This window comes from Streptomyces sp. NPDC054961 (assembly GCF_053609145.1).
In genome coordinates this window covers 195660-216370 of the sequence record NZ_JBSGWY010000003.1, presented here as the reverse complement: position 1 = coordinate 216370, position 20711 = coordinate 195660, and the positions used below count along the sequence as shown (strand labels likewise).

Sequence of the window (20711 nt, the reverse complement as noted above, 5' to 3'; positions counted from 1 at the left end):
GCCGGGATGCTTCCCGTGGTCGGTGCAGCCGTACTGTCCCTCGGGGCCGGCCTGATCACCGCACCGGACGCCTTCGCGTCGAACGGGCCGGCCGACCACAACTGGCCCGCCGCGACCTCCAAGCCCGAGCCCACGGCCCAGCAGAAGGCCGTGGATGCCGCGTTGGCCCAGGCGAAGAGCATGGGCAAGCGCGTGGTCATCGACCACCTGACGACCGGTAGCTCGCAGACGTTCGCCAACCCGGGCGGGACCCTCAGCGTCGACGCCGCCTCGGCTCCCGAGCGGGTGAAGCAGAAGGACGGGGCCTGGCGGGCGATCGACACCACGCTGCGGGTCAACGCCGACGGGACGATATCCCCGGCCGTGGTCCCCTCCGCCCTGAGCATCTCCGGCGGCGGCACCGGCCCGATGGCGACGATGACCACGGCCGATGGAAAGAAGCTGGCCGTCAAGGCCCCCTTCAAGCTCCCCAAGCCCACGCTCGACGGCAACGACGCGCTCTACAAGAACGTCCTGCCCGACGTCGACCTGCGCCTGACCGCCACCCAGCTCGGCGGCTGGAGCCAGGTCCTGATCGTCCACACCGCCCAGGCAGCCGCCAACCCGGCCCTGAAGAAGATCCGCCTCGACATCGACGCCCCGGGGATCAACACCTCCGCCGACGCCGCCGGAAACATCACCTTCAAGGACACCCAGGGCAAGGCCCGCTTCACCAGCCCCACTTCCCTCATGTGGGACTCCACCAAGAAGACCACCCCCGAAGCACCCGCCGCCCCGCAGAACCCGAAGGCCGGCAAGTCCGCCGCCGCCAACGCCGCCCCCCAGGCCGCACCGGCGGACAGCTCTTCCCCGGCCGCCGACCAGGTCCTCGCTTCCTCCCCCGACGGCCCCGGCGACACCGCCAACGTCAAGCCGATCGCCGTGAAGGCCGACACCACCGGCATCGAGCTGACCCCCGACACCTCCCTCCTCGGCCAGGGCACCGGCCCCTGGTACATCGACCCGGGCGTCAACCCGACCGCCGACAGCGGCAACCAGGCCTGGTCGCAGGTCCAGGAGGCGTACCCGGACACCAACGAGTTCAACTCGACCTCCGACGGCCAGAACACCCCGGCCACGGGCTACTGCGGCTACTCCACGTGCACCCGCAAGGGCCGCGAGCGCGCGTACTTCCAGATCGGGATCAACTCCGCCATCCACGGCTCCGAGGTCCTCGACGCGCGGCTCTACGCCACGATCGTCTCCTCGTCGAGCCCCAGCACGTCGACCCCGATGGGCCTCTACCACAGCCCCACCGGCATCAGCAGCCCCACGAGCTGGAACCACCAGCCCTGCGACAAGAACTCGCTCATGGGCGGCTGCACCAAGATCGGCGGCAATTGGATCTCGGGCACCGGTGAGATCCAGTACGACGTCACCACCCAGATGAAGAGCCACGCCGCCACCAGCGCGTCGACCTTCACGTTCGCTTTCGCGCCGGACGACGAAGGCAACATGTACTACCGGCAGCGGTTCAACAACACCCCCCACATCGTCACCACGTACGACTTCCAGCCCCACGTCGGCAGTCCCCGCACCAGCCCCACCCCGGGCTTCGCCGGCACCGGCACCTACTCGGCCTGCACCACCCCCGGAGTGGCCAACGCCTGGGACAACCCGGGCTGGATGGGCGCCAACTCCAACGTCTACCTGTCGTCCGACACCTGGTCGCCCACCGGCCGCCAGCTCCAGACGACGTTCCAGATCTGGGACGACGACGCCGCCGGCGCCTCCGTGTGGCACCAGACCGGCTGGAACGGTTCCTCGGGCAACGTCGTCGTGGACGCCGGCGCCCTCATCGAAGGCCACCAGTACGGCTGGACCGCGCGCACCACGGACGGGACGCTGACCAGCGCCGAGACCGGCTGGTGCTTCTTCCGCGTCGACCGGACCCCGCCGTCCGCATCGGTCGCCTCGACCGACTTCCCGCTCTCCGGCACCACCGGCGGTCACCCCAAGCGGGTCGACGAGGAGGGCACCTTCACGCTCTCGGGTGCGGACAACGCCCCGGCCACCGGCACCAACCGCAGCTCGGGCCTGGCCTGCGCCCGCTGGACCACGGACCCGGTCAAGGCGGCTTCCGACTGGAACTGCACGGACTCCGACCCGCAGATCATCAAGACCTTCACCGCGGGCAAGGCGACCGTCAAGTACACCCCGCGGGCCTGGGGCACGAACTACCTCTACCTGCAGACGCAGGACAACGCGGGCAACATGTCCCAGCCCGTCGTGCACAGCTTCTACGTGCCGTCGAACCCGAACAGCCCCGCGCCGATCTTCGGTGACATCAACGGTGACAAGAAGGCCGACGTCGTCCTCGCCGACTCCGCCGGCAACATCCGCCAGATCAACGGCGGCGGCGACCCCGCCTCCTCCGCCGTCGCCCTCGCCCGCTCCAGCGTGAGCGGCAACGGCTGGAACGGCATCCAGCTCACCCACCGCGGCAGCCTCGGCAACAAGAACGTCGACGACCTGCTCGCCCACGATCCGGGCCAGCCCAACCTCTACAACTTCACCAACAACAGCACCGGACTCGTCGACGGCCAGGCACCCATCAACGTGACCAAGCCGGGCTCCTGCGCCACCCCGGACTTCACGCCGATCACCTGCGCCGACTACGGCTTCGGCACCGACTGGTCCAAGGTCACCCAGATCGCCGCCTACGGCTCCGTCAGCGGAGACAGCAAGCCCGGCGGCGACGTGAACCTGCCCCAGACCTCGCTCCTGTTCATCGAGAACGGGCGCCTGTGGCTGGCCATCGCCGGCGCCACCAACCAGCTCGACTCCCCGGCGATCCTGATCTCCGCCAACGACACCAAGTGGGAGTCCTACGAGCTCCTCACCCCGGGCCGCGCCCAGGGCACCAACTTCCCCACCCTGTGGGCCCGCAACAAGACCGACGGCGGCACGCTCCACGCCTTCAGCATCAAGGGCACCGCTGACGCCCCGGACCTGACCGGCTTCACCAACCCCGCCCTCGGCCTCATCACCGGCAAGATCGACCCGAGCGTCTACCCGCGCGTCGGCTCCGACGGCGACCTCGACGGCGACAAGATCCCCGACCTCTGGGCCGTCGACAAGGACCAGCAGCTCGTCTCCTTCAAGGGCCTCGGCACCGCCCCGAACGGCACCTCGGTCCCGTACCCGACGGTCACCGGCATCGCCCCGGCCTTCACCCTCCAGGGCAGCCTCAACGCCCCCACCTACCAGTGGAAGCTGAACGCCGTCACGGGCACCAGCACTCCCAGCGCGGGTGGCAACAAGAACCCCGGCACCACCGCGGGCGCGGTCACCTTCCCCACCGAGACCATCGAGGGCCGTAGCACCAAGTACGCGGCGTTCGGCGGCGCCGGGTCCACCATCACCACCACCGGCCCGGGGATCGACACCCGCAAGAGCTTCACCGTCTCCCTCTGGGCCAAGCCCGGTTCGACGCCGGGCGGTCCCACGACCAGCATGGTCGTCAGCCAGGACGGCACCCAGAACAGCTCCTTCATGATCTGGGCCGACAAGGCCTCCGGTCAGTGGCACTTCGCCATGGCCAACGCGCAGGGCGGAGCCTGGCCCTTCGACTTCACCACCTTCAGCAGCCAGGCGGCCCGCTGGACCCCTGACACCTGGACCCGCCTGACCGCCGTCTACAACGCCGGCAGCGGGATGATGAGCCTCTACGCCAACGGCGTCCTCGTCAGCAGCGGCTACCACCCGGCGTCCACCAGCCCCGCTCCCAGCGGTCCGATCGTCTTCGGCCGGTACAAGGTCGGCGGCGCCGGCGCCGACGTCATGAACGGCGGCGTCAGCGACTTCGCCGCCTACAACTACGCGGCCGCGCCGACCGCCCCGTCGGCCGTGGGCCGGATCTCGCTCTCCGAGGCTCCGAACTCCTGCGCCGACAACGACTACGCCCGGCCCGACGACGGCAACAAGATCCAGATCGCGGCCTGCAACGGCACCGTCGCCCAGGACTTCTCGGTCCGCGCCGACGGCTCCCTGCGGATCCAGGGCAAGTGCGTGAACGCGACCAACGCGGGCACGGGCAACACCACGCTGCTCGAACTGCGGACCTGCGGCGGTACGCCGACGCCGGCCCAGACGTTCGTGCCCCGCGCCGACGGCTCGATCTACAACCCGGTCTCCGGCCGGTGCATGGACCTCGGCAACTACGACCTCACGCCGGGGCACCAGCTGTGGCTGTTCGACTGCAACGGCTCCGCCGCCCAGCGCTGGAGCATCACGGCCCTGGCCACCGCGCCGCTTCCGATCCCCACCCTGGACGCGGCGAACTGACCCACCCGTAGCACCCGACAGCACCACGGCATGACGACGGCCGCCCCTCCCTTCCGGGAGGGGCGGCCGTTGCGTTGTGTCCGCGGGCCGCCGTCAGTGCGGCAGCGTCGCCGGGGAGCCGCCGTTCGCCTCGTAGCCGGCCACCGCCAGGGCGCGGTAGACCGTGTACGAGGCCGCCGGGTCCGGGTCGGCCGACCAGGGGAGGGCGCCGACGTAGCCGTCGACGTGACGGACCTGGTCCATCGCCTCCGCCCACCGCTCGCCGCCGACCAGGAACAGCAGCAGCAGGTGCCGTACGTGAGCCAGCATCGGGTCGTCGGCACGCGCGCCGTGGACCGCGTACAGCGCGCCCTCCACCGCCCGCGTCACCGCGGCGCTCTGGTGGAAGCTGCGGATCAGGACCACGTCGGGGAGGTGCTCGTACAGGGCGAACAGGGGCAGCGACGAGAGCAGCGAACCCTGCGGGGCGCGCGCCGCCGCGTAGTGGGTGAAGGCGTCGGCCTTCTCCCGGGAACCGTGCCACTTCGCGCACCAGTAGTTCAGCGCGGCCAGGTGCGCGCCCATGTGCTGCGGCGCCCGGTCGATGATCTTCGCCCACAGGGCGTCGTACTCGGCCTCCGGGTAGTGCAGCACCCGCGCGACGGCCAGCTCGACGATGTACGGGACCGGGTCGCCGGGGGCCAGCAGCGCGGCCGTGCGGCAGGACTCCCGGGCCTCCTCCGCGATGATCCGGAGGTCGCCGTCGGCCATGCCCTCCGGGCGCCGCGCCATCTGCTGCGCCAGCAGCTCCGCGTGCACCTGTGCGCCGCCCGCGTCCTTGGGTGCCTCCAGCCGCCACGCCTTCAGCCACTGCGCGCCCAGCCCGGGCTCCCGGGCGAGCTCCAGCGCCGCCGAACCGGCGAAGGCCTGGACCCGCTGCCAGCGCACCTCGCCCTCCTTCGGGGTACCGGCCAGCAGCTGGGACGCGGCCTGCCACTGCCCGGTGCGGCGCACGTGGTCGAGGGCGTCCATCAGGTCCTGGTCCGGGCCGGGGATCCGGATGTCGAGCTCCTCCTGGAGGGCGAATCCGTAGTCCGCGGGGTCGGCGGCGTCGGGGCTGCCGGGCGTCACCAGGCGCAGGCCGCCGCGCTTGCGCCGAATGTACGGTCCGACGGCGGCCAAGAGCAGGCCCATCGCGAGCAGGAACCACAGAATCTCCATACCCCCCAGCGAACCAGACCCACCCGTACGAACGCCAATACGGGCGGGTCAGCGCGACGGGGGAGAGAGGAGGACGGGGGCCGCCGGGCATTAGCATCGGGCCATGAGCGACGACAGCCACGAGCACCAGAGCTTCGAGACCCGTGCCATCCACGCGGGCAATACGGCGGACCCGCAGACCGGCGCGGTCGTACCGCCGATCTACCAGGTCTCCACGTACAAGCAGGACGGGGTCGGCGGACTGCGCGGCGGCTACGAGTACAGCCGCAGCGCCAACCCGACCCGCACCGCCCTGGAGGAGAACCTCGCGGCGCTGGAGGGCGGCCGGCGCGGCCTCGCCTTCGCGTCCGGGCTCGCCGCCGAGGACTGCCTGCTCCGTACGCTGCTCTCCCCGGGCGACCACGTGGTCATCCCGAACGACGCCTACGGCGGCACCTTCCGCCTCTTCGCCAAGGTCGTCTCCCGCTGGGGCGTCGAATGGTCGGTGGCCGACACCTCCGACGCGGAGTCCGTACGGGCCGCCCTCACCCCGAAGACCAAGGTCATCTGGGTCGAGACGCCCTCCAACCCGCTCCTCGGCATCACCGACATCGCCATGGTCGCGGGCATCGCGCGGTCGGCCGGCGCCAAGCTGGTCGTGGACAACACCTTCGCGTCCCCCTACCTCCAGCAGCCCCTCGCGCTCGGCGCGGACGTGGTCGTGCACTCGCTGACCAAGTACATGGGCGGGCACTCCGACGTCGTGGGCGGCGCGCTCGTCACCGCCGACGAGGCGCTGGGCGAGGAGCTGGCCTACCACCAGAACGCAATGGGCGCGGTGGCCGGACCCTTCGACTCCTGGATCGTGCTGCGCGGCATCAAGACGCTGGCCGTCCGCATGGACCGGCACGCGGAGAACGCCGCCAAGATCGTCGAGGTGCTCCAGCGCCACCCGAAGGTCACCAAGGTGCTCTACCCGGGCCTGCCCGAGCACCCGGGCCACGAGATCGCCGCCAAGCAGATGCGCAACTTCGGCGGGATGGTCTCCTTCCAGGTCGCCGGCGGCGAGGAGGAGGCCGTCGCGCTCTGCGCCCGCACCAAGATCTTCACGCTGGCCGAGTCCCTGGGCGGCGTCGAGTCCCTCATCGAGCACCCGGGCCGGATGACCCACGCCTCCGTGGCCGGCTCGGCCCTCGAGGTGCCGGCGGACCTGATCCGCGTCTCGGTCGGCATCGAGAACGCGGACGACCTGATCGCGGACCTGACCCAGGCGCTGGGCTAGGCCGAGGCGCGGGCGCCGGCTCCCGGCGCCCGCTTCCCCGCTTCCCCGCTTCCCGGCTTCCCGGCTTCCCCGTTTCCCGGGTGACCGGCCCGGCCGGCGCCCGGTCAGCGGTCCCGTCGGCCGCCGGGGGTCACCCGTCCCGCCACGGCGGGGACGTCTCGCTCGACGGGGTCACCCACGGGTGGGTCAGCGAGGCCCAGACCACGAAGGCCACCGCGGCCGCGAAGAGCACCGTCCAGCCGATCCGGCGCAGCACCCGGCGCCGCCGCAGCACCCGGTCCCCCCGTGCGGCCGCGCCCGCCGCCAGCCCGGTCGGCACCGTCGGGTACGGCCCCTCCAGGAGTCGCCTGACCTGCACCTCCTTCGGTTCCGGGCGGCTCATGCGGCATCCGCCGCAGCCGGCCCGGCAGCCGCCGGAGCCCCACCGGACGCGGGAGCGTCCCGCAGCTGGGCCACGGCCCGGCCGCACAGTGCCCTCACCCGCTCGGGCGGCAGCCCCAGTTGCGCCGCGGTGACCTCCTCCGCGACCCCCTCGTAGATCCGCAGGACCAGCACGAGGCGCTCCAGCGGACCCAGCCGGGCGAGCACCCCGCTGCCGCCGTGGTGGCGGCGGCCGGTGCGGACGAAGGCGGCGCACAGCTCCTGGCGGGTGTGGTCGTACGGGTCGTCCCCGCGCAGCCTGCGCCAGTTCACGTACGTACGGGCCAGCGCGCCCCCGAGGAGCCCGCGCGCGGCGGGGGCGTCGGCCGCCCCGGCCGCTCCCGTGTCGGGCTCGGCCGTGAGCAGGATCGCGACGCGCAGGAGCCGCCCCGCCGCACCGGCGACGAAGGCCTCGAACTCCGCGTAAGGGCCCGGCCCGTGGTCCATGGACCACATAGTGCGGCCGGTGGGACCACCCCGGTCAAGGGGTCGGTCGCACCGGGATCGGCCGGGATCAGCCGGGATGAGCCGGGATCAGGAGGCGGGGCCGGCCGCGGCGCTCGGGTCGGACCCGGCCTCGGACCCGGCCGACATCAGCTCGGACAGCGACACGTTGAAGCGGGTCAGCAGAGCGGTGAACGACTCGCGCTCCTGCGCCTGCCAGCCGTCCGTCACCCGGGCCATCAGTTCGCGCCGCGAGGAGCGGACCTCCTCCAGCCGCGCCAGCCCGCGCGGGGACAGCGCGAGCACCACGGCCCGCCCGTCCTCGGGGTGCGAGGTCCGCTTGACCAGGCCGCTGTCGACGAGCGGCGCGACCTGGCGGGTGACGGTCGAGGAGTCGATGCCCATGCCGCCGGCGAGCGCCTTGACGCCCATCGGGCCTTCCAGATCGAGCCGGTTCAGCAGCAGGTACGCCGCCCGGTCCATGGAGTTGCGGGCCTGGCCGACCCCGCCCAGGCGGGTCTGCTCGGCGCGCCGGGCGAAGACCGCCACCTGGTGCTGGAGTGCGTCGAGGAGGCCGGCTTCCGCGGGCGCTTCGGCCGGTGCGGGCAGGTCGGAACTGGCCGAGGTGGAAGGCATGGCCGTGGGCTCTCTTCACGTGGGGCCGACAAGGATGGGGGACAGAGTACGCGGCCGTGCGGCGGCTCGTACGCCTCGTACGAGAACTGATACGGCCCATGTGGAACCCCGGGCTCGGGCCGTCCCGGATGGCGGGATCCCGCCCCTCGCGGGCGGTCGTCCGCACGGCACTCCTCGTGCCGCGCGGCGGACCGGCTGCGAGACTGACCGCATGAACTACCGCGTGCCGCAGCCCGTTCCGCAGGTCATCCTCGACGACGTCAGGGGAGCCCAGAAGATGCTCTCCGGCGTCTCCCGGACGACCGCGATGGAGGGCAGCAGGTACCTCTCCTCGCTCATCGGCTCCCCGGTCCACCTCAAGTGCGAGAACCTGCAGCGCACCGGCTCCTTCAAGCTGCGCGGCGCGTACGTGCGCATCGCCGGCCTGCGCCCCGAGCAGCGCGCCGCCGGGGTCGTGGCCGCCAGTGCCGGCAACCACGCCCAGGGCGTCGCCCTGGCCTCCTCGCTCCTCGGGGTCCGCTCGACGGTGTTCATGCCGGTCGGGGCGCCGCTGCCGAAGGTGGCCGCGACCCAGGACTACGGCGCCGAGGTGCGGATGCACGGGCACGTGGTGGACGAGACCCTCGCCGCCGCCCAGGAGTACGCGGACCGCACCGGGGCGGTGTTCATCCACCCCTTCGACCACCGCGACATCATCGCGGGCCAGGGCACGGTCGGCCTGGAGATCCTGGAGCAGTGCCCGGAGGTGCGCACGATCCTGGTCGGCGTCGGCGGAGGAGGGCTCGCGGCGGGCGTGGCCGTCGCCGTGAAGGCGCTGCGCCCGGACGTCCGGGTGATCGGCGTCCAGGCGGCGGGCGCGGCCTCGTACCCGCCCTCGCTGAGGGTCGGGCACCCGGTGTCGATCGACGACCCGAGCACGATGGCCGACGGCATCAAGGTCGGGCGGCCCGGCGACATCCCCTTCAAAATCATCGGCGAGCTGCTCGACGACGTCCGGACGGTGTCGGAGGACGCGCTCTCCAGCGCCCTGCTGCTCTGTCTGGAGCGGGCGAAGATGGTGGTCGAGCCGGCCGGGTGCAGCTCGGTGGCCGCGCTGCTCAGCGAGCCCGAACGGTACGGCGACGGCCCGGTGGTCGCGGTCCTGTCCGGCGGAAACGTCGATCCGCTGCTCTTGCAGCGGATCCTGCGCCACGGCATGGCGGCGGCCGGCCGGTACCTGTCGCTGCGGCTTCGCGTCGCCGACCGGCCGGGGGCGCTGGCCGGACTGCTGGGAGTGCTGTCGTCGGTGGACGCCAACGTGCTGGACGTGAGCCACGTACGGACCGATCCACGGCTCGGGCTCACGGAGGTGGAGGTGGAACTGCACCTGGAGACGAAGGGGCAGGATCACTGCGCGGAGGTCGCGCGGGCGCTGCACGGCGCGGGGTACAAGGTCATGCGCTAGGTCCGCGGCCCGGCCGGCCCGGCCGGATCCCAGGCCGTCCCGCACTACCGTGGCGGAACACGATATGACGCGATATCGTTCGCCCGTCCGGCCGGGTGTCCGCCCGGCAACCCTAGGATGTGCGCGGAAGAACAACGATTCTGACCGGCTCGATCCGCACTGGGAGAATCCCTATGCCAGGCGCCATCTACGCCGAAGGACTGGTCAAGACCTTCGGTGGGGTACGGGCTCTGGACGGCGTGGACCTCGATGTCCCCGAAGGCACCGTTCTGGGCCTGCTCGGCCCGAACGGGGCGGGCAAGACCACGACCGTGCGCGTTCTGACCACCCTCCTCCAGCCCGACAGCGGCAAGGCCGTCGTCGCGGGCATCGACGTGCTCAAGCACCCCAACGAAGTCCGCCGCTCGATCGGCCTCTCCGGCCAGTTCGCCGCCGTGGACGAATACCTGACCGGCCGCGAGAACCTCCAGATGGTCGGCCGGCTCTACCAGATGAGCGCCAAGGCCGCGAAGGCCCGCGCGGCCGAACTCCTGGAGCGGTTCGGCCTCGGCGACGCCGCCGACCGCACGGCCAAGACGTACTCCGGCGGCATGCGCCGGCGCCTCGACCTCGCGGCGGCCCTGGTCGTCAGCCCGCCCGTGATGTTCATGGACGAGCCCACCACCGGCCTCGACCCCCGCAACCGCCAGGCCTTGTGGGGCATCATCCAGGAGCTCGTCGCGGGCGGCACCACCCTGCTGCTCACCACGCAGTACCTGGAGGAGGCCGACCACCTCGCGCACCACATCTGCGTGGTCGACCAGGGCAAGGTCATCGCGCGGGGCACCTCCGACGAGCTCAAGGCCCGGACGGGCGGCGAGTGCGTGGAGGTGGTCGTGCACGAACGCGGCCACATGGCGGACGCCCGTGAGGTCCTCGCCGGCTTCGGCAAGGGCGAGGCCACCGTCGAGGAGCACACCCGCAAGCTGACCGTGCCGGTCTCCGGCGGCGCCAAGCTGCTCGCCGAGGTCATCCGGGAGCTGGACGGGCGCGGCATCGAGATCGACGACATCGGTCTGCGCCGCCCCACCCTGGACGACGTGTTCATCTCCCTCACCGGCCACGCGGCGCAGCTCGCGGACGCGGAGGAAGGCGACGCGGCACCCGCCGCCGACACCAAGGCCGGCCGCAAGGCCCGTAAGGAGGCGGCCACATGACCCTCACCTCAGCGACCCCGAACCGGTTGGCACCCCGCCCGCGCGGCGGGCTCGTCCAGGGCGCCAAGGACTCCCTGGTCATCGCCAAGCGGAACCTGATCCGCATGTCCCGGATCCCCGAGATGATCGTCTTCGGCGTGATCCAGCCGGTGATGTTCGTCGTCCTGTTCAGCTACGTCTTCGGCGGGTCCATATCCGTCGGCGGCAACACCTCGCCCGCCGCCTACCGCGAGTTCCTGATGGCGGGCATCTTCGCCCAGACCGTCACCTTCGCCACGGCCGGCGCGGGCGCCGGCATCGCGGACGACATGCACAAGGGCCTCATCGACCGCTTCCGCTCCCTGCCCATGGCCCGCGGGGCGGTCCTGACCGGCCGCACCCTCGCCGACCTCGTCCAGACCACCCTCACGCTCGTGGTCCTGGCGATCGTGGCGCTGCTCGTCGGCTGGCGCACCCACACCAGCGCCGGCGAGGTCCTCGGCGGCTTCGCCCTGCTGCTCCTGCTCGGGTACGCGTTCTCCTGGATCGGGGCCCTGATCGGCCTGTCGGTGCGCACCCCGGAGGCGGCCACCTCGGGCGGGCTGATCTGGCTCTTCCCGCTGACGTTCATCTCGAACGCCTTCGTCCCCTCCGACAACATGCCGACGTTCCTGCGGCACATCGCGGAGTGGAACCCCTTCAGCGCCACCGTCCAGGCGGCCCGGCAGCTCTTCGGCAACCTCCCGGAGGGCTACCCGACCCCGGCGGCGTGGCCGATGCAGCATCCGGTCACCGCGTCGATCCTCTGGTCGGTGCTGATCATCGTGGCCTTCCGCACCCTGGCGGTCCGCAAGTACCGCTCCGCGACGGCGTAGGGCGAGGGCGTACGGCGACGGCTCGGGCGGGTGCTCGGGCGAAGGCTCGCGCGGGTGTTCGCGTGGGCGCTCGGGCGGGTGCGGGGCGGCTCGTGTCCGCCCCGCACCCGCCCGGCCCCGTACCCGCCCGTGGACGCACGTCGCCCCGCCGGGCTGACGCCCGGCGGGGCGAATTCCACGCAGGGGGTGATCAGCCGGTGAAGGGCTTGACGTCAAGGATCTTGACCGAGGCCTGCTTGCCGTTCGGCAGCTCGTACTGGGCGTCCTCGCCGATCTTCTTGCCCATCACGCCGGCGCCCAGCGGGGACTGCGGGGAGTACGTCTCGAAGTCCGAGGACGCGTACTCGCGCGAGGCCAGCAGGAACTCCATGGTGTCGTCCTCGTCGCCGTCGAAGGCGATCTTGACGAGGGTGCCGGGGGCCACCTCGCCCTCCGCGGCGGGGGCCGTGCCGACCTTGGCCTTCTCCAGGAGCTGCGTGAGCTGGCGGATGCGGAGCTCCTGCTTGCCCTGCTCCTCCTTGGCCGCGTGGTAACCGCCGTTCTCGCGGAGGTCACCTTCCTCGCGCGCGGCAGCGATCTTGATCGTGATCTCCGTGCGTGCGGGACCAGAGAGGTAATCCAGCTCGGCCCTCAGCTGGTCGTACGCCGCCTGGGTCAGCCAGGTGACGCTCTCGCTCGTCTGGGTCACGGGTGCTCCTCGTCGGTACAGGGGACTACAAAGCCGCCAGCGGCGGACGAAACCACGAGCCTAACAATTCGGGAGGAGAAGGGGGAGGACACAGGACGTGTGAAGTGCGTCGGGGCCCGGTGACGAAGCCGGAGGAACCGGACTCCGCGGAACGAGTGACTCCGCCGCGGCCCGGCGTGTTGCCCGTCCCGCGCGGTGCGTCCGGCCGTCCGGTTTCAGTTCGCGGAGCCGGCCGGGCGGCAGCCGATCAGTTCGATCATGGTGGCCCGGCCGGTCGTCTTCAGCGTGACGACCTCGTCCACCCGCTTGTCCTTCTGCGCGAACGTGAAGTCGGCGCGGCCCACCTCGCCGTGCTCCTTGTCCTGCGAGCTCAGCGTGCACACCCCGGTGACCGAGGCCTCCTTGCGCACCTCCAGGTGCACGTCGACCGCGGTGTCGGAGACCACCTTGAACTTGATGACCTCGGCGCTGACGCTGTGGCCGGCGACGTAGCCCCAGCCGATCCAGCCGACCACCCCGAGCAGCCCGATCCCCAGGACCGAACCCGCGATCTTGAGCCTGCGGTCCGCACGCTCGTCCGCCGACCGGCCGTAGCGGCCCTCGGGCAGCCCTTCGCGCACCGCGCTCATCGCTCGTTCCCTTCGAGGTGGGTGGACACCGTCGCGTTCCGGGGCGACCCCCCGGAATTTTTCCACCCCCCGATTCGGTCACTATAGAAGGCGCCCGCCCTGACGACTCAAAGAGGATCCTGTCTTGACCGAGCAGCTTCGACTGATGGCCGTCCACGCCCACCCCGACGACGAGTCGAGCAAGGGCGCGGCCACCATGGCCAAGTACGTGTCCGAGGGGGTGGCCGTACTGGTGGTGACCTGCACCGGAGGCGAGCGCGGTTCCGTCCTGAATCCCAAGCTCCAGGGCGACAAGTACATCGAGGAGAACATCCACGAGGTCCGGGCCAAGGAGATGGACGAGGCCCGCGAGATCCTCGGCGTCGACCAGGAGTGGCTGGGATACGTCGACTCCGGACTGCCCGAGGGCGACCCGCTGCCGCCGCTGCCCGACGGCTGCTTCGCCCTGGCCGACCTCGACGAGGCCGCCGGCGTCCTGGTGAAGAAGATCCGCGCCTTCCGGCCGCAGGTCGTCACCACGTACGACGAGAACGGCGGCTACCCGCACCCCGACCACATCATGACCCACAAGATCTCGATGGTGGCCTTCGAGCACGCGGCCGACACGGAGAAGTACCCGGAGGCCGAGTTCGGTCCGGCCTACCAGCCGCAGAAGCTCTACTACAACCAGGGCTTCAACAAGCCGCGCACCGTCGCCCTCCACGAGGCGCTGCTCTCGCGCGGCCTGGACTCCCCGTACGGGGAGTGGCTGGAGCGGTGGAAGGAGTTCCAGCGCGCCGAGCGGACCCTCACCACGCACGTGCCCTGCGCCGACTTCTTCGAGATCCGCGACAAGGCGCTCATCGCGCACGCCACGCAGATCGACCCGGACGGCGGCTGGTTCACCGTGCCCATGGAGATCCAGAAGGAGGTCTGGCCGACCGAGGAGTACGAGCTCGCGAAGTCCCTCGTGGACACTTCCCTCCCCGAGTCCGACCTCTTCGCGGGCATCCGGGAGAATGCGTAGCTATGAGCGCTACGCAGGCAGCAATCGCCCAGCTCCTTCCGCTGGCCGGCGACACCTTCGACAAGAACAAGGTGACCCCGGGACTCCTGGGCTTCATCGTGTTCGCCGCCCTCGCCCTCGGGGTGTGGGGCCTGATGAAGTCCATGAGCCGGCACATGGGCCGCGTCGACTTCAAGGAAGCCCCCGAGCCCGTCCCGGCCGCCACGGACGGGGCCAAGGCTCCGTAGGCACGGCCCTTCGCGCGACCGCCGCCCCCCCGTCGAACGGCGGGGCGGCGGACTTCCGCCTGCGCGGTGGCGCCGGCGCTGACGTGCGCGCTACGCCTCGGGCAGCGGCACCGGGATGCCCATGATTTCCCGCGCGTGCAGATTCGGCACCAGCGACAGCCGCCAGCCCTGCCAGCCCTCCGAGGGGTCCACACCCCGGGCGAGGACCACGGCGTAGGTGTCCAGGCAGTCCTCGAGCCGGCCGTCCCGCATCGGGTGGGGGGCGGCGGACAGCCGGGCCAGTTCCGTGCGCGCCTCGTCGGGTGCGGCGGGAAGGGCGTAGGGCAGGAGCGTGCAGCGCAGGAAACGCGCCCAGTCCTCGCCGCGCCGGTCCCCGTAGGAGATGAACAGCCGCACCGCCTCCTCGCACAGGTCCAGGGCCTGCGCGGTGCGCGCGTTGCCCGCGTCGATGACGGCGAGCTCCACGCAGGTCCACGCCTCCCCGTGGGCCAGACCGATGCGCCGGAAGTCCGCCCGGGCATCGACCAGCAGCTGGCGGGCGAAGCCGGAGTTCCGCAGGTTCCCGGTCTGCGCCGCCCGCTGGTCGCGCGTCACCCGGCCCGAGTGGTGGCGGGCATGGGCCAGCCCGTACACGTCCCGCATCCGGGAGAACATCGTGCGGGCCCGCTCCAGCTCCCGCACCGCCCGGTCCCGCTCCCCGGCCTCCTCCAGGGCCTGACCGAGGTAGTACAGCGTCCACGCCTCGCCGCGGGCGTCCTCGGACGCCCGGTGGCGCGCCAGCGCGTCGCGCAGCCGCTCCAGGGCCGGCCCCGGGTCTCCCGCGACCACCCGCGCCCGGCCCAGCTGCGTCAGCGCCCACGCCTCACCCCGGTCGTCGCGCGTGCGCCCGTACAGCTCCAGGGCCAGGCGCAGCTCCGCCTCCGCGCGCACCACCTCGCCCAGGCGCAGGAACACCTGCCCGAGCTGGAGGTGCGCCCAGGCCTCGCCGTGCACGCTCTCGCTCTCCCGGTGCAGCGCGAGGGACTCGCGCAGCAGCCGCAGCGCCTCCGCGAGGTGCGTGCGGTCGCGCTCGACCGCGGCGAGCGCGTGCAGGCCCCACGCGCGGTCGCCCGCCAGCTCCTCCGGGGCCTGGAGCACGAGCGCCTCGCGGATGCGGGCCGCGGCCTCGGTGAGGTTGCCCTGGTGGTGCAGGGTGATGCCGAGAGAGACCAGTGCCATGCCCGCGCCCGCCTCCTGGTGCGCCTCCATGTACTGGTCCACCACCGAGGTCAGCGTGGTGCGGGCCTTGTCCAGCTCACCGAGCTGACGGGCCGCGATGCCCGTACGCCACTGCACCGAGCGGACCAGCAGCCCCTGGTCGACCGCCTGTGTGAGCTCGTTGATCTCGCCGAGCCGGTACAGGTCGCCGCGCAGCAGGCAGAAGTCGCAGAGTGCGCCCAGCAGGTCGAGGACCGCCTGCTGGTCCACGCCCTCGGTGTGCCGCAGCGCCGCCGTGATGAAGCTCGACTCGTCGTCCAGCCAGCGCAGCGCCGCGTCGAGGGAGACGAAGCCGTGCCCGCCGACCGTGCTCGTCCTGGACAGGGCGTTCGCGCGCGTGGACATCTTCCCGTCGACCATCCGGATCACCGAGTCGGCGAGCTGCGCGTACGTCCGGATGAGCCGCTCGTGCGCCGCCGCGGCCCCGGCCCGGTCCTCGTCCCGCGCGAGGCGCGCGGCCGCGTACGCGCGCACCGCGTCGTGCATCCGGAACCGGTCGGCGCGCACGTGGTCCAGCAGCCCCCCGCGCGCCAGCTCCCGCAGCAGCCGCCCGGCCTCCACCTGGTCGGCGTCGATCAACGCCGCCGCGGCCGCCGCGCCGAGCGAGGCCCGCCCGGCCAGCGTGAGCCGGCGCAGCAGCCGGCGCCGCTCCTCGGGCAGGGTCGCGTAAGCCAGATCGAGGGCGGCCTCCAGCGAGCCCCCGGGAGCGTCCGACGCGTCCCCGGCGGTGTCCGGCGCGTGCGCGGGGACCTTCAGCGGGTCCCCGGGGGCGTCCAGGGCGTCCCGCGCGGCCAGGGAGTCCCGCGCGTTCCCGAGGGGCGCCAGGACGCGCAGCGCGATCGGCAGGCCGGCGCCGAGCGGGAGCAGCTCCCGTACGGGCTGCCCGCCGGACGGGGCCTCGTGCGCGGCGGCCACCGTCTCCATCAGCTCGGCGGCCGCTTCCGGCGCGAGCCGGCCCACCGGCAGCTGGTACACCCAGGCCGCCAGATCCGGCGGCAGGTCCAGCGGCTCCCGCGCCGTGACCAGGACCAGGCTCTCGGAGCGCTCGGGCACCAGCATCCGCACCTGGGCGGCGTCCACGGCATCGTCCAGGACCACCGTCACGGGCGTGCCCTGCAAGTGCAGGTGGTACAACTCGCCCAGCCTGCGCACCTGCTGATCGGCCGAGGAGCCCTCCCGGAACAGCAGCTGCTCGCGCGGCGCACCCAGCCGGTTCATCAGGTGCAGCAGCGCCTCCCGCGTCGGCAGCGGGCTCTCGGTGGCACCACCGCCGCGCAGGTCCACCACGCAGGCGCCCCGGAACTGGTCCCGCAGCGCGTGCGCCGCGCGCAGCGCCAGCGTGGTGCGGCCCACCCCGGGCTCACCGTGCAGCACCACGACCACCGGACGGGTCTCGGTACTCGCCCGGGCGCTGCGCACCCACTGCGCGATCCGCTCCAGCTCCGCCTTGCGCCCCACGAACACCTCGTCCAGCAACGGAAGTTGCCCGAAGGACTGCTCCAGCATGCTCCGCCGGCGCGCCTCGGCGCTGCGGTTCGCCCCGATCAGCTGGGGCCGCCCGCCGTTCGCGTTCCCGTTCACCTTCTGCGCGGAGCGGGCGGCGACGGCCACCTTGCGCTGCTGCTCCAGGAACGGCCGGACCCCGCGCACTTCCAGCGCCGACAGCCACTGGAGCTTCAACTGCTCCGCCCCGCCGGGCCGCCCCAGCTCCCCGGCCCGCCGGTTCGCGGCCGGCAGGTGCAGGGCCGTCACCTTGGCCACGGTCGCCGTCGCCCCGGCCACGCCGACCACGGCGCCGGCGGTCAGCGCGGTGCCGGCCGCCACGCCGAAGGCCAGGTCGGCGCCGATGGCCGAAGCCGCCGCGACCGCCGTCACCAGCAGGGCCGTCGAGAGGTTCGCGCGCCGGAAGGCCTCGCCGAGCGATTCGTCACCGGCCGCCGCCTCGTCCAGGGCGCGCGCGTAGGCCCCGTACTCCTCGGCCGCGCTCGCCGCGAGCGAGTCCAGCGCCTCCCTGCCGCGCGCGAGCAGTGCCGCCTTGGCCTCGGGAGTCCCGGCCGCGCCACCGGCGCCCCGCCGGGCCTCGTCGTCCACGGCCCGTCCCAGCAGCCGTTCGGCCTCACCGCGATGACTGTCACGCATCGGCATCCCCTCAGAGAGCTCCGGCACCGTGCCCAAGTGTCCGTCGGGACGGTCGGGAGCGCGAGGAATCTGAGCTAGTTCAGAGGGAGTTGGAGCGCGAACGGTCACGAACGGCCCGCGGATGCCGACAGCGAGAACCCCTCCGTCCTCACACGACCCCGAGATCTACGGTGAGGGAGAAGGGCGCGGCGGCCTTCACCGTGCCGGTGAACACCTCACCGTCCCTGTACGCCTTGGTGGCGGGGTCGAGGACGTACGTGCAGACGATCGGGATGCCGGTGGCGGCATGCTCGACACGCCAGTAAAAGGGAATGCCGGCCTTGGCGTGCTGGTCCACCTTCACGATCCGGTCAGTGGTCTCCGAACCGGGCGGCACGACCTCGACGACCAGGAGCACGCGCTCGGGGCGGGTGGGCGTGAGGCCAGGAGCCGCGCCAGCCGGTCGTGCCGTGTGGAGGCGCTCGGGCTCACGACGACCATCCCGTCCACGATCTCGATGCCGGCGCACTGCTCCTCGGACCAGGAGTCGTATGGAGCTCGGCTGGCTGTCGAAGACGGACACCACCACGGAGAAGTGAGTTCCCAGCACAAGGCCAGGCCACTGGGGCCGGCGGGTGGGCCACCGGCTCCCGACGGGTACAGGGGCGCCCTCGCGAACCGCGCCGGGTGCCCGCGGGCACCCGGACACACCCGCGCGCTGTCCCGTGGCGCCTGGGCGGGGTGAAGGCGGGTGCGCAAGGATGGGGGGATGTCCAACCGACTTGCGCAGGCCACGTCCCCGTACCTCCTCCAGCACGCGGACAACCCCGTCGACTGGCGGCCCTGGGAGGCCGAGGCGTTCGAAGAAGCCCGGCGGCGCGGAGTGCCCGTGTTCCTGAGCGTCGGCTACAGCTCGTGCCACTGGTGTCATGTGATGGCTCACGAATCTTTCGAAGACGAGCTGACCGCCGCGTACATGAACGAGCACTTCGTGAACATCAAGGTGGACCGCGAGGAGCGGCCGGACGTCGACGCCGTCTACATGGAGGCGGTCCAGGCGGCGACGGGGCAAGGTGGCTGGCCCATGTCCGTTTTCATGACGGCCGAGGGGGAGCCCTTCTACTTCGGGACCTACTTCCCGCCCGAGCCCCGGCACGGCATGCCCTCCTTCACGCAGGTGCTGGAGGGCGTGCGGACCGCGTGGGTCGGGCGGCCCGAGGAGGTCGCCGAGGTCGCGCGGCGGATCGTGGGGGACCTCGCGGGACGCCAGTTGGACTACGGGAAGGCCGGCACGCCCGGGCCCGAGGAGCTCGCGCAGGCCCTGCTCGGGCTGACGCGGGACTTCGACGAGAGCCGGGGCGGATTCGGCGGGGCGCCGAAGTTCCCGCCGTCCATGGTGCTGGAGTTCCTGCTGCGTCACCATGCCCGCACCGGTTCGGAGGGGGCCCTGCAGATGGCCGCCGACACCTGCGAGGCCATGGCCCGGGGCGGGATCTACGACCAGATCGGGGGCGGGTTCGCGCGCTACTCCGTGGACCGGGAGTGGGTCGTACCGCACTTCGAGAAGATGTTGTACGACAACGCGCTGCTCTGCCGCGTGTACGCGCACCTGTGGCGGGCCACCGGATCGGAGCTCGCGCGGCGGGTGGCCGTCGAGACCGCCGACTTCATGGTCCGTGAGCTGCGCACCGGCGAGGGCGGCTTCGCCTCCGCGCTCGACGCCGACAGCGAGGACCCGGTCACTGGCGAGCACGTCGAGGGCGCCCACTACGTCTGGACCCCGCAGGAGCTCCGGCAGGTGCTGGGGGAGCGGGACGGGGAGCTCGCCGCCGCCTTGTTCGGGGTGACCGAGGAGGGGACCTTCGAGCACGGGAAGTCCGTGCTCCAACTGCCCCCGGGCGGACCCGGCCTCGACGCGCGGCAGGTCGCGGACATCAAGGCCGCGCTGCTCGCCGCCCGCGGCGGGCGGCCCGCGCCCGGCCGGGACGACAAGGTCGTCGCCGCCTGGAACGGGCTGGCCATCGCCGCCCTCGCCGAGTGCGGGGCCTACTTCGACCGGCCGGACCTGATCGAGCGGGCCACCGAGGCCGCCGATCTGCTCGTGCGCGTGCACCTGGACGGGCGGGCCCGGCTCGCGCGCACCAGCCGGGACGGGAAGGCCGGACCCCACGCCGGGGTGCTGGAGGACTACGGGGACGTCGCGGAGGGGTTCCTGACCCTGGCCGCCGTCACCGGGGAAGGGGTCTGGCTGGAGTTCGCCGGATTCCTCGTCGATCTGGTCATGGCCCGGTTCACCGCCGAGGACGGATCGCTGTACGACACCGCGCACGACGCGGAGCAGCTCATCCGCAGGCCCCAGGACCCGACCGACACCGCCGCGCCCTCCGGGTGGACGGCGGCCGCCGGCGCGCTGCTCTCGTACGCCGCGCACACCGGTTCGGAGCCCCACCGCACGGCGGCCGAGCGGGCGCTCGCCGTGGTGCACGCGCTCGGTCCGCGCGCTCCGCGCTTCATCGGGCACGGGCTGGCGGTCGCCGAGGCGCTCGTCGACGGTCCGCGCGAGGTGGCGGTCGTCGGGCATCCGGAGGATCCGGCGCGGGCGGCGCTGCACCGGGTCGCCCTGCTGGGGACGGCCCCCGGGGCGGTCGTGGCGACGGGCCTGCCGAGGGCGGCGGACGGCACCGGCGGGGAGTTCCCGCTGCTGGCCGACCGGACCCTGGTGGGCGGCGTTCCGTCGGCGTACGTGTGCCGGCACTTCGTCTGTGCGCGGCCGACGTCGGATCCGGCCGACCTGGCGGAGCAGCTGGGGGCGGTCCGCCCCTGAGCGTCACGGCCGCCCCTGAGCGTCACGGCCGCCCCTGAGCGTCGCGGCCGCCCCTGAGCGTCGGGGGGGGGGGGCGGGGGGGGCGCGCGCGCCCCCCCCCGCGGCGGGGGGGGGGGGGGCGGGGGCGGGGGGGGGGGCGGAGGGGGCCGCGCGCCGCGCGGGGGGAGGGGGGGGGGGTCTG

Annotated in this window: 15 protein-coding genes and 1 pseudogene; 8 read left to right on the top strand and 8 right to left on the bottom strand. The window is 72.6% G+C overall.

The genetic code is table 11. The features are described from left to right. The first annotated feature begins 15 nt into the window (after positions 1 to 15). Positions 16 to 4326 (top strand): LamG-like jellyroll fold domain-containing protein, encoded by a 4311-nt coding sequence (locus ACWF9Z_RS05135; protein WP_453597595.1) that lies wholly within the window; start codon positions 16 to 18, stop codon positions 4324 to 4326. Between the two features lie 93 nt (positions 4327 to 4419). Here ACWF9Z_RS05135 and ACWF9Z_RS05130 read toward each other — a convergent pair whose 3' ends face one another. Beyond that, positions 4420 to 5526 (bottom strand): hypothetical protein, encoded by a 1107-nt coding sequence (locus ACWF9Z_RS05130; RefSeq protein ID WP_453597593.1) that lies wholly within the window; start codon positions 5524 to 5526, stop codon positions 4420 to 4422. 103 nt (positions 5527 to 5629) lie between these two features. Between ACWF9Z_RS05130 and ACWF9Z_RS05125 the strand changes: the two genes are divergently transcribed. Continuing rightward, positions 5630 to 6787: a cystathionine gamma-synthase gene (locus tag ACWF9Z_RS05125; protein WP_453597591.1), complete on the top strand. Its 1158-nt coding sequence runs from the start codon at positions 5630 to 5632 to the stop codon at positions 6785 to 6787. Positions 6788 to 6917: 130 nt separating this feature from the next. Here ACWF9Z_RS05125 and ACWF9Z_RS05120 read toward each other — a convergent pair whose 3' ends face one another. From ACWF9Z_RS05120 to ACWF9Z_RS05110, 3 genes are all read right to left on the bottom strand, one after another. Then, positions 6918 to 7169, bottom strand: coding sequence for a hypothetical protein (locus ACWF9Z_RS05120; RefSeq protein ID WP_453597589.1), 252 nt, complete (start codon positions 7167 to 7169; stop codon positions 6918 to 6920). Further along, the gene (locus ACWF9Z_RS05115) at positions 7166 to 7654 is read right to left on the bottom strand and encodes a sigma factor-like helix-turn-helix DNA-binding protein (RefSeq protein WP_453597587.1); all 489 of its coding nucleotides are present in this window, start codon (positions 7652 to 7654) and stop codon (positions 7166 to 7168) included. Before ACWF9Z_RS05115 ends, ACWF9Z_RS05120 begins: the two co-directional genes overlap by 4 nt. 87 nt (positions 7655 to 7741) lie before the next feature. Beyond that, positions 7742 to 8287 carry a MarR family winged helix-turn-helix transcriptional regulator gene (locus tag ACWF9Z_RS05110; RefSeq protein ID WP_453597585.1) on the bottom strand — a complete coding sequence of 182 codons (546 nt, stop codon included), beginning with the start codon at positions 8285 to 8287 and terminating at the stop codon, positions 7742 to 7744. A gap of 211 nt (positions 8288 to 8498) precedes the next feature. On the opposite strand from ACWF9Z_RS05110, the gene ilvA reads away from it, so the two are divergent. The 3 genes from ilvA (at position 8499) to ACWF9Z_RS05095 (ending at position 11781) form a co-directional block, all read left to right on the top strand. Continuing rightward, on the top strand, positions 8499 to 9731 hold the full coding sequence (gene ilvA, locus ACWF9Z_RS05105) for a threonine ammonia-lyase (protein WP_453597583.1): 1233 nt from the start codon (positions 8499 to 8501) through the stop codon (positions 9729 to 9731). 173 nt (positions 9732 to 9904) lie between these two features. Beyond that, the gene (locus ACWF9Z_RS05100; protein ID WP_453597581.1) at positions 9905 to 10927 is read left to right on the top strand and encodes an ATP-binding cassette domain-containing protein; all 1023 of its coding nucleotides are present in this window, start codon (positions 9905 to 9907) and stop codon (positions 10925 to 10927) included. Beyond that, positions 10924 to 11781, top strand: coding sequence for an ABC transporter permease (locus tag ACWF9Z_RS05095; protein WP_453597579.1), 858 nt, complete (start codon positions 10924 to 10926; stop codon positions 11779 to 11781). Before ACWF9Z_RS05100 ends, ACWF9Z_RS05095 begins: the two co-directional genes overlap by 4 nt. Positions 11782 to 11971: 190 nt before the next feature. On the opposite strand, the gene greA is transcribed toward ACWF9Z_RS05095, so the two are convergent. Together greA and ACWF9Z_RS05085 are read right to left on the bottom strand one after the other, a co-directional pair. Further along, positions 11972 to 12469 (bottom strand): transcription elongation factor GreA, encoded by a 498-nt coding sequence (greA, locus tag ACWF9Z_RS05090; RefSeq protein WP_453597577.1) that lies wholly within the window; start codon positions 12467 to 12469, stop codon positions 11972 to 11974. A 215-nt stretch (positions 12470 to 12684) separates the two neighbouring features. Then, on the bottom strand, positions 12685 to 13098 hold the full coding sequence (locus ACWF9Z_RS05085; RefSeq protein ID WP_453597575.1) for a DUF4307 domain-containing protein: 414 nt from the start codon (positions 13096 to 13098) through the stop codon (positions 12685 to 12687). Positions 13099 to 13222: 124 nt separating this feature from the next. Here ACWF9Z_RS05085 and mca point away from each other — a divergent pair, with 124 nt between their 5' ends. Together mca and ACWF9Z_RS05075 are read left to right on the top strand one after the other, a co-directional pair. Then, positions 13223 to 14104, top strand: a complete 882-nt coding sequence (gene mca, locus ACWF9Z_RS05080) for a mycothiol conjugate amidase Mca (RefSeq protein ID WP_453597573.1) — start codon at positions 13223 to 13225, stop codon at positions 14102 to 14104. A gap of 2 nt (positions 14105 to 14106) precedes the next feature. Next, positions 14107 to 14331 carry a hypothetical protein gene (locus tag ACWF9Z_RS05075; RefSeq protein WP_453597571.1) on the top strand — a complete coding sequence of 75 codons (225 nt, stop codon included), beginning with the start codon at positions 14107 to 14109 and terminating at the stop codon, positions 14329 to 14331. A 90-nt stretch (positions 14332 to 14421) separates the two neighbouring features. Here the strand turns inward: ACWF9Z_RS05075 and ACWF9Z_RS05070 are convergent, their stop codons facing one another. Together ACWF9Z_RS05070 and ACWF9Z_RS05065 are read right to left on the bottom strand one after the other, a co-directional pair. Then, on the bottom strand, positions 14422 to 17727 hold the full coding sequence (locus tag ACWF9Z_RS05070) for a tetratricopeptide repeat protein (RefSeq protein WP_453597569.1): 3306 nt from the start codon (positions 17725 to 17727) through the stop codon (positions 14422 to 14424). 148 nt (positions 17728 to 17875) lie between these two features. Beyond that, positions 17876 to 18318 (bottom strand): annotated as a pseudogene (locus ACWF9Z_RS05065) (Uma2 family endonuclease). 157 nt (positions 18319 to 18475) lie between these two features. Here ACWF9Z_RS05065 and ACWF9Z_RS05060 point away from each other — a divergent pair. Then, the gene (locus tag ACWF9Z_RS05060) at positions 18476 to 20530 is read left to right on the top strand and encodes a thioredoxin domain-containing protein (RefSeq protein WP_453597567.1); all 2055 of its coding nucleotides are present in this window, start codon (positions 18476 to 18478) and stop codon (positions 20528 to 20530) included. The last annotated feature ends 181 nt before the right edge of the window (positions 20531 to 20711 follow it).

What these genes read in the sequence shown, in the direction of transcription:
- ACWF9Z_RS05130 (WP_453597593.1), bottom strand. Translation starts at nt 5,526, where the DNA reads ATGGAGATTCTGTGGTTCCTGCTCGCGATGGGCCTGCTCTTGGCCGCC.
- ACWF9Z_RS05125 (WP_453597591.1), top strand. Translation starts at nt 5,630, where the DNA reads ATGAGCGACGACAGCCACGAGCACCAGAGCTTCGAGACCCGTGCCATC.
- ACWF9Z_RS05120 (WP_453597589.1), bottom strand. Translation starts at nt 7,169, where the DNA reads ATGAGCCGCCCGGAACCGAAGGAGGTGCAGGTCAGGCGACTCCTGGAG.
- ACWF9Z_RS05115 (WP_453597587.1), bottom strand. Translation starts at nt 7,654, where the DNA reads ATGGACCACGGGCCGGGCCCTTACGCGGAGTTCGAGGCCTTCGTCGCC.
- ACWF9Z_RS05110 (WP_453597585.1), bottom strand. Translation starts at nt 8,287, where the DNA reads ATGCCTTCCACCTCGGCCAGTTCCGACCTGCCCGCACCGGCCGAAGCG.
- ilvA (WP_453597583.1), top strand. Translation starts at nt 8,499, where the DNA reads ATGAACTACCGCGTGCCGCAGCCCGTTCCGCAGGTCATCCTCGACGAC.
- ACWF9Z_RS05100 (WP_453597581.1), top strand. Translation starts at nt 9,905, where the DNA reads ATGCCAGGCGCCATCTACGCCGAAGGACTGGTCAAGACCTTCGGTGGG.
- ACWF9Z_RS05095 (WP_453597579.1), top strand. Translation starts at nt 10,924, where the DNA reads ATGACCCTCACCTCAGCGACCCCGAACCGGTTGGCACCCCGCCCGCGC.
- ACWF9Z_RS05085 (WP_453597575.1), bottom strand. Translation starts at nt 13,098, where the DNA reads ATGAGCGCGGTGCGCGAAGGGCTGCCCGAGGGCCGCTACGGCCGGTCG.
- ACWF9Z_RS05075 (WP_453597571.1), top strand. Translation starts at nt 14,107, where the DNA reads ATGAGCGCTACGCAGGCAGCAATCGCCCAGCTCCTTCCGCTGGCCGGC.
- ACWF9Z_RS05070 (WP_453597569.1), bottom strand. Translation starts at nt 17,727, where the DNA reads ATGCGTGACAGTCATCGCGGTGAGGCCGAACGGCTGCTGGGACGGGCC.
- ACWF9Z_RS05060 (WP_453597567.1), top strand. Translation starts at nt 18,476, where the DNA reads ATGTCCAACCGACTTGCGCAGGCCACGTCCCCGTACCTCCTCCAGCAC.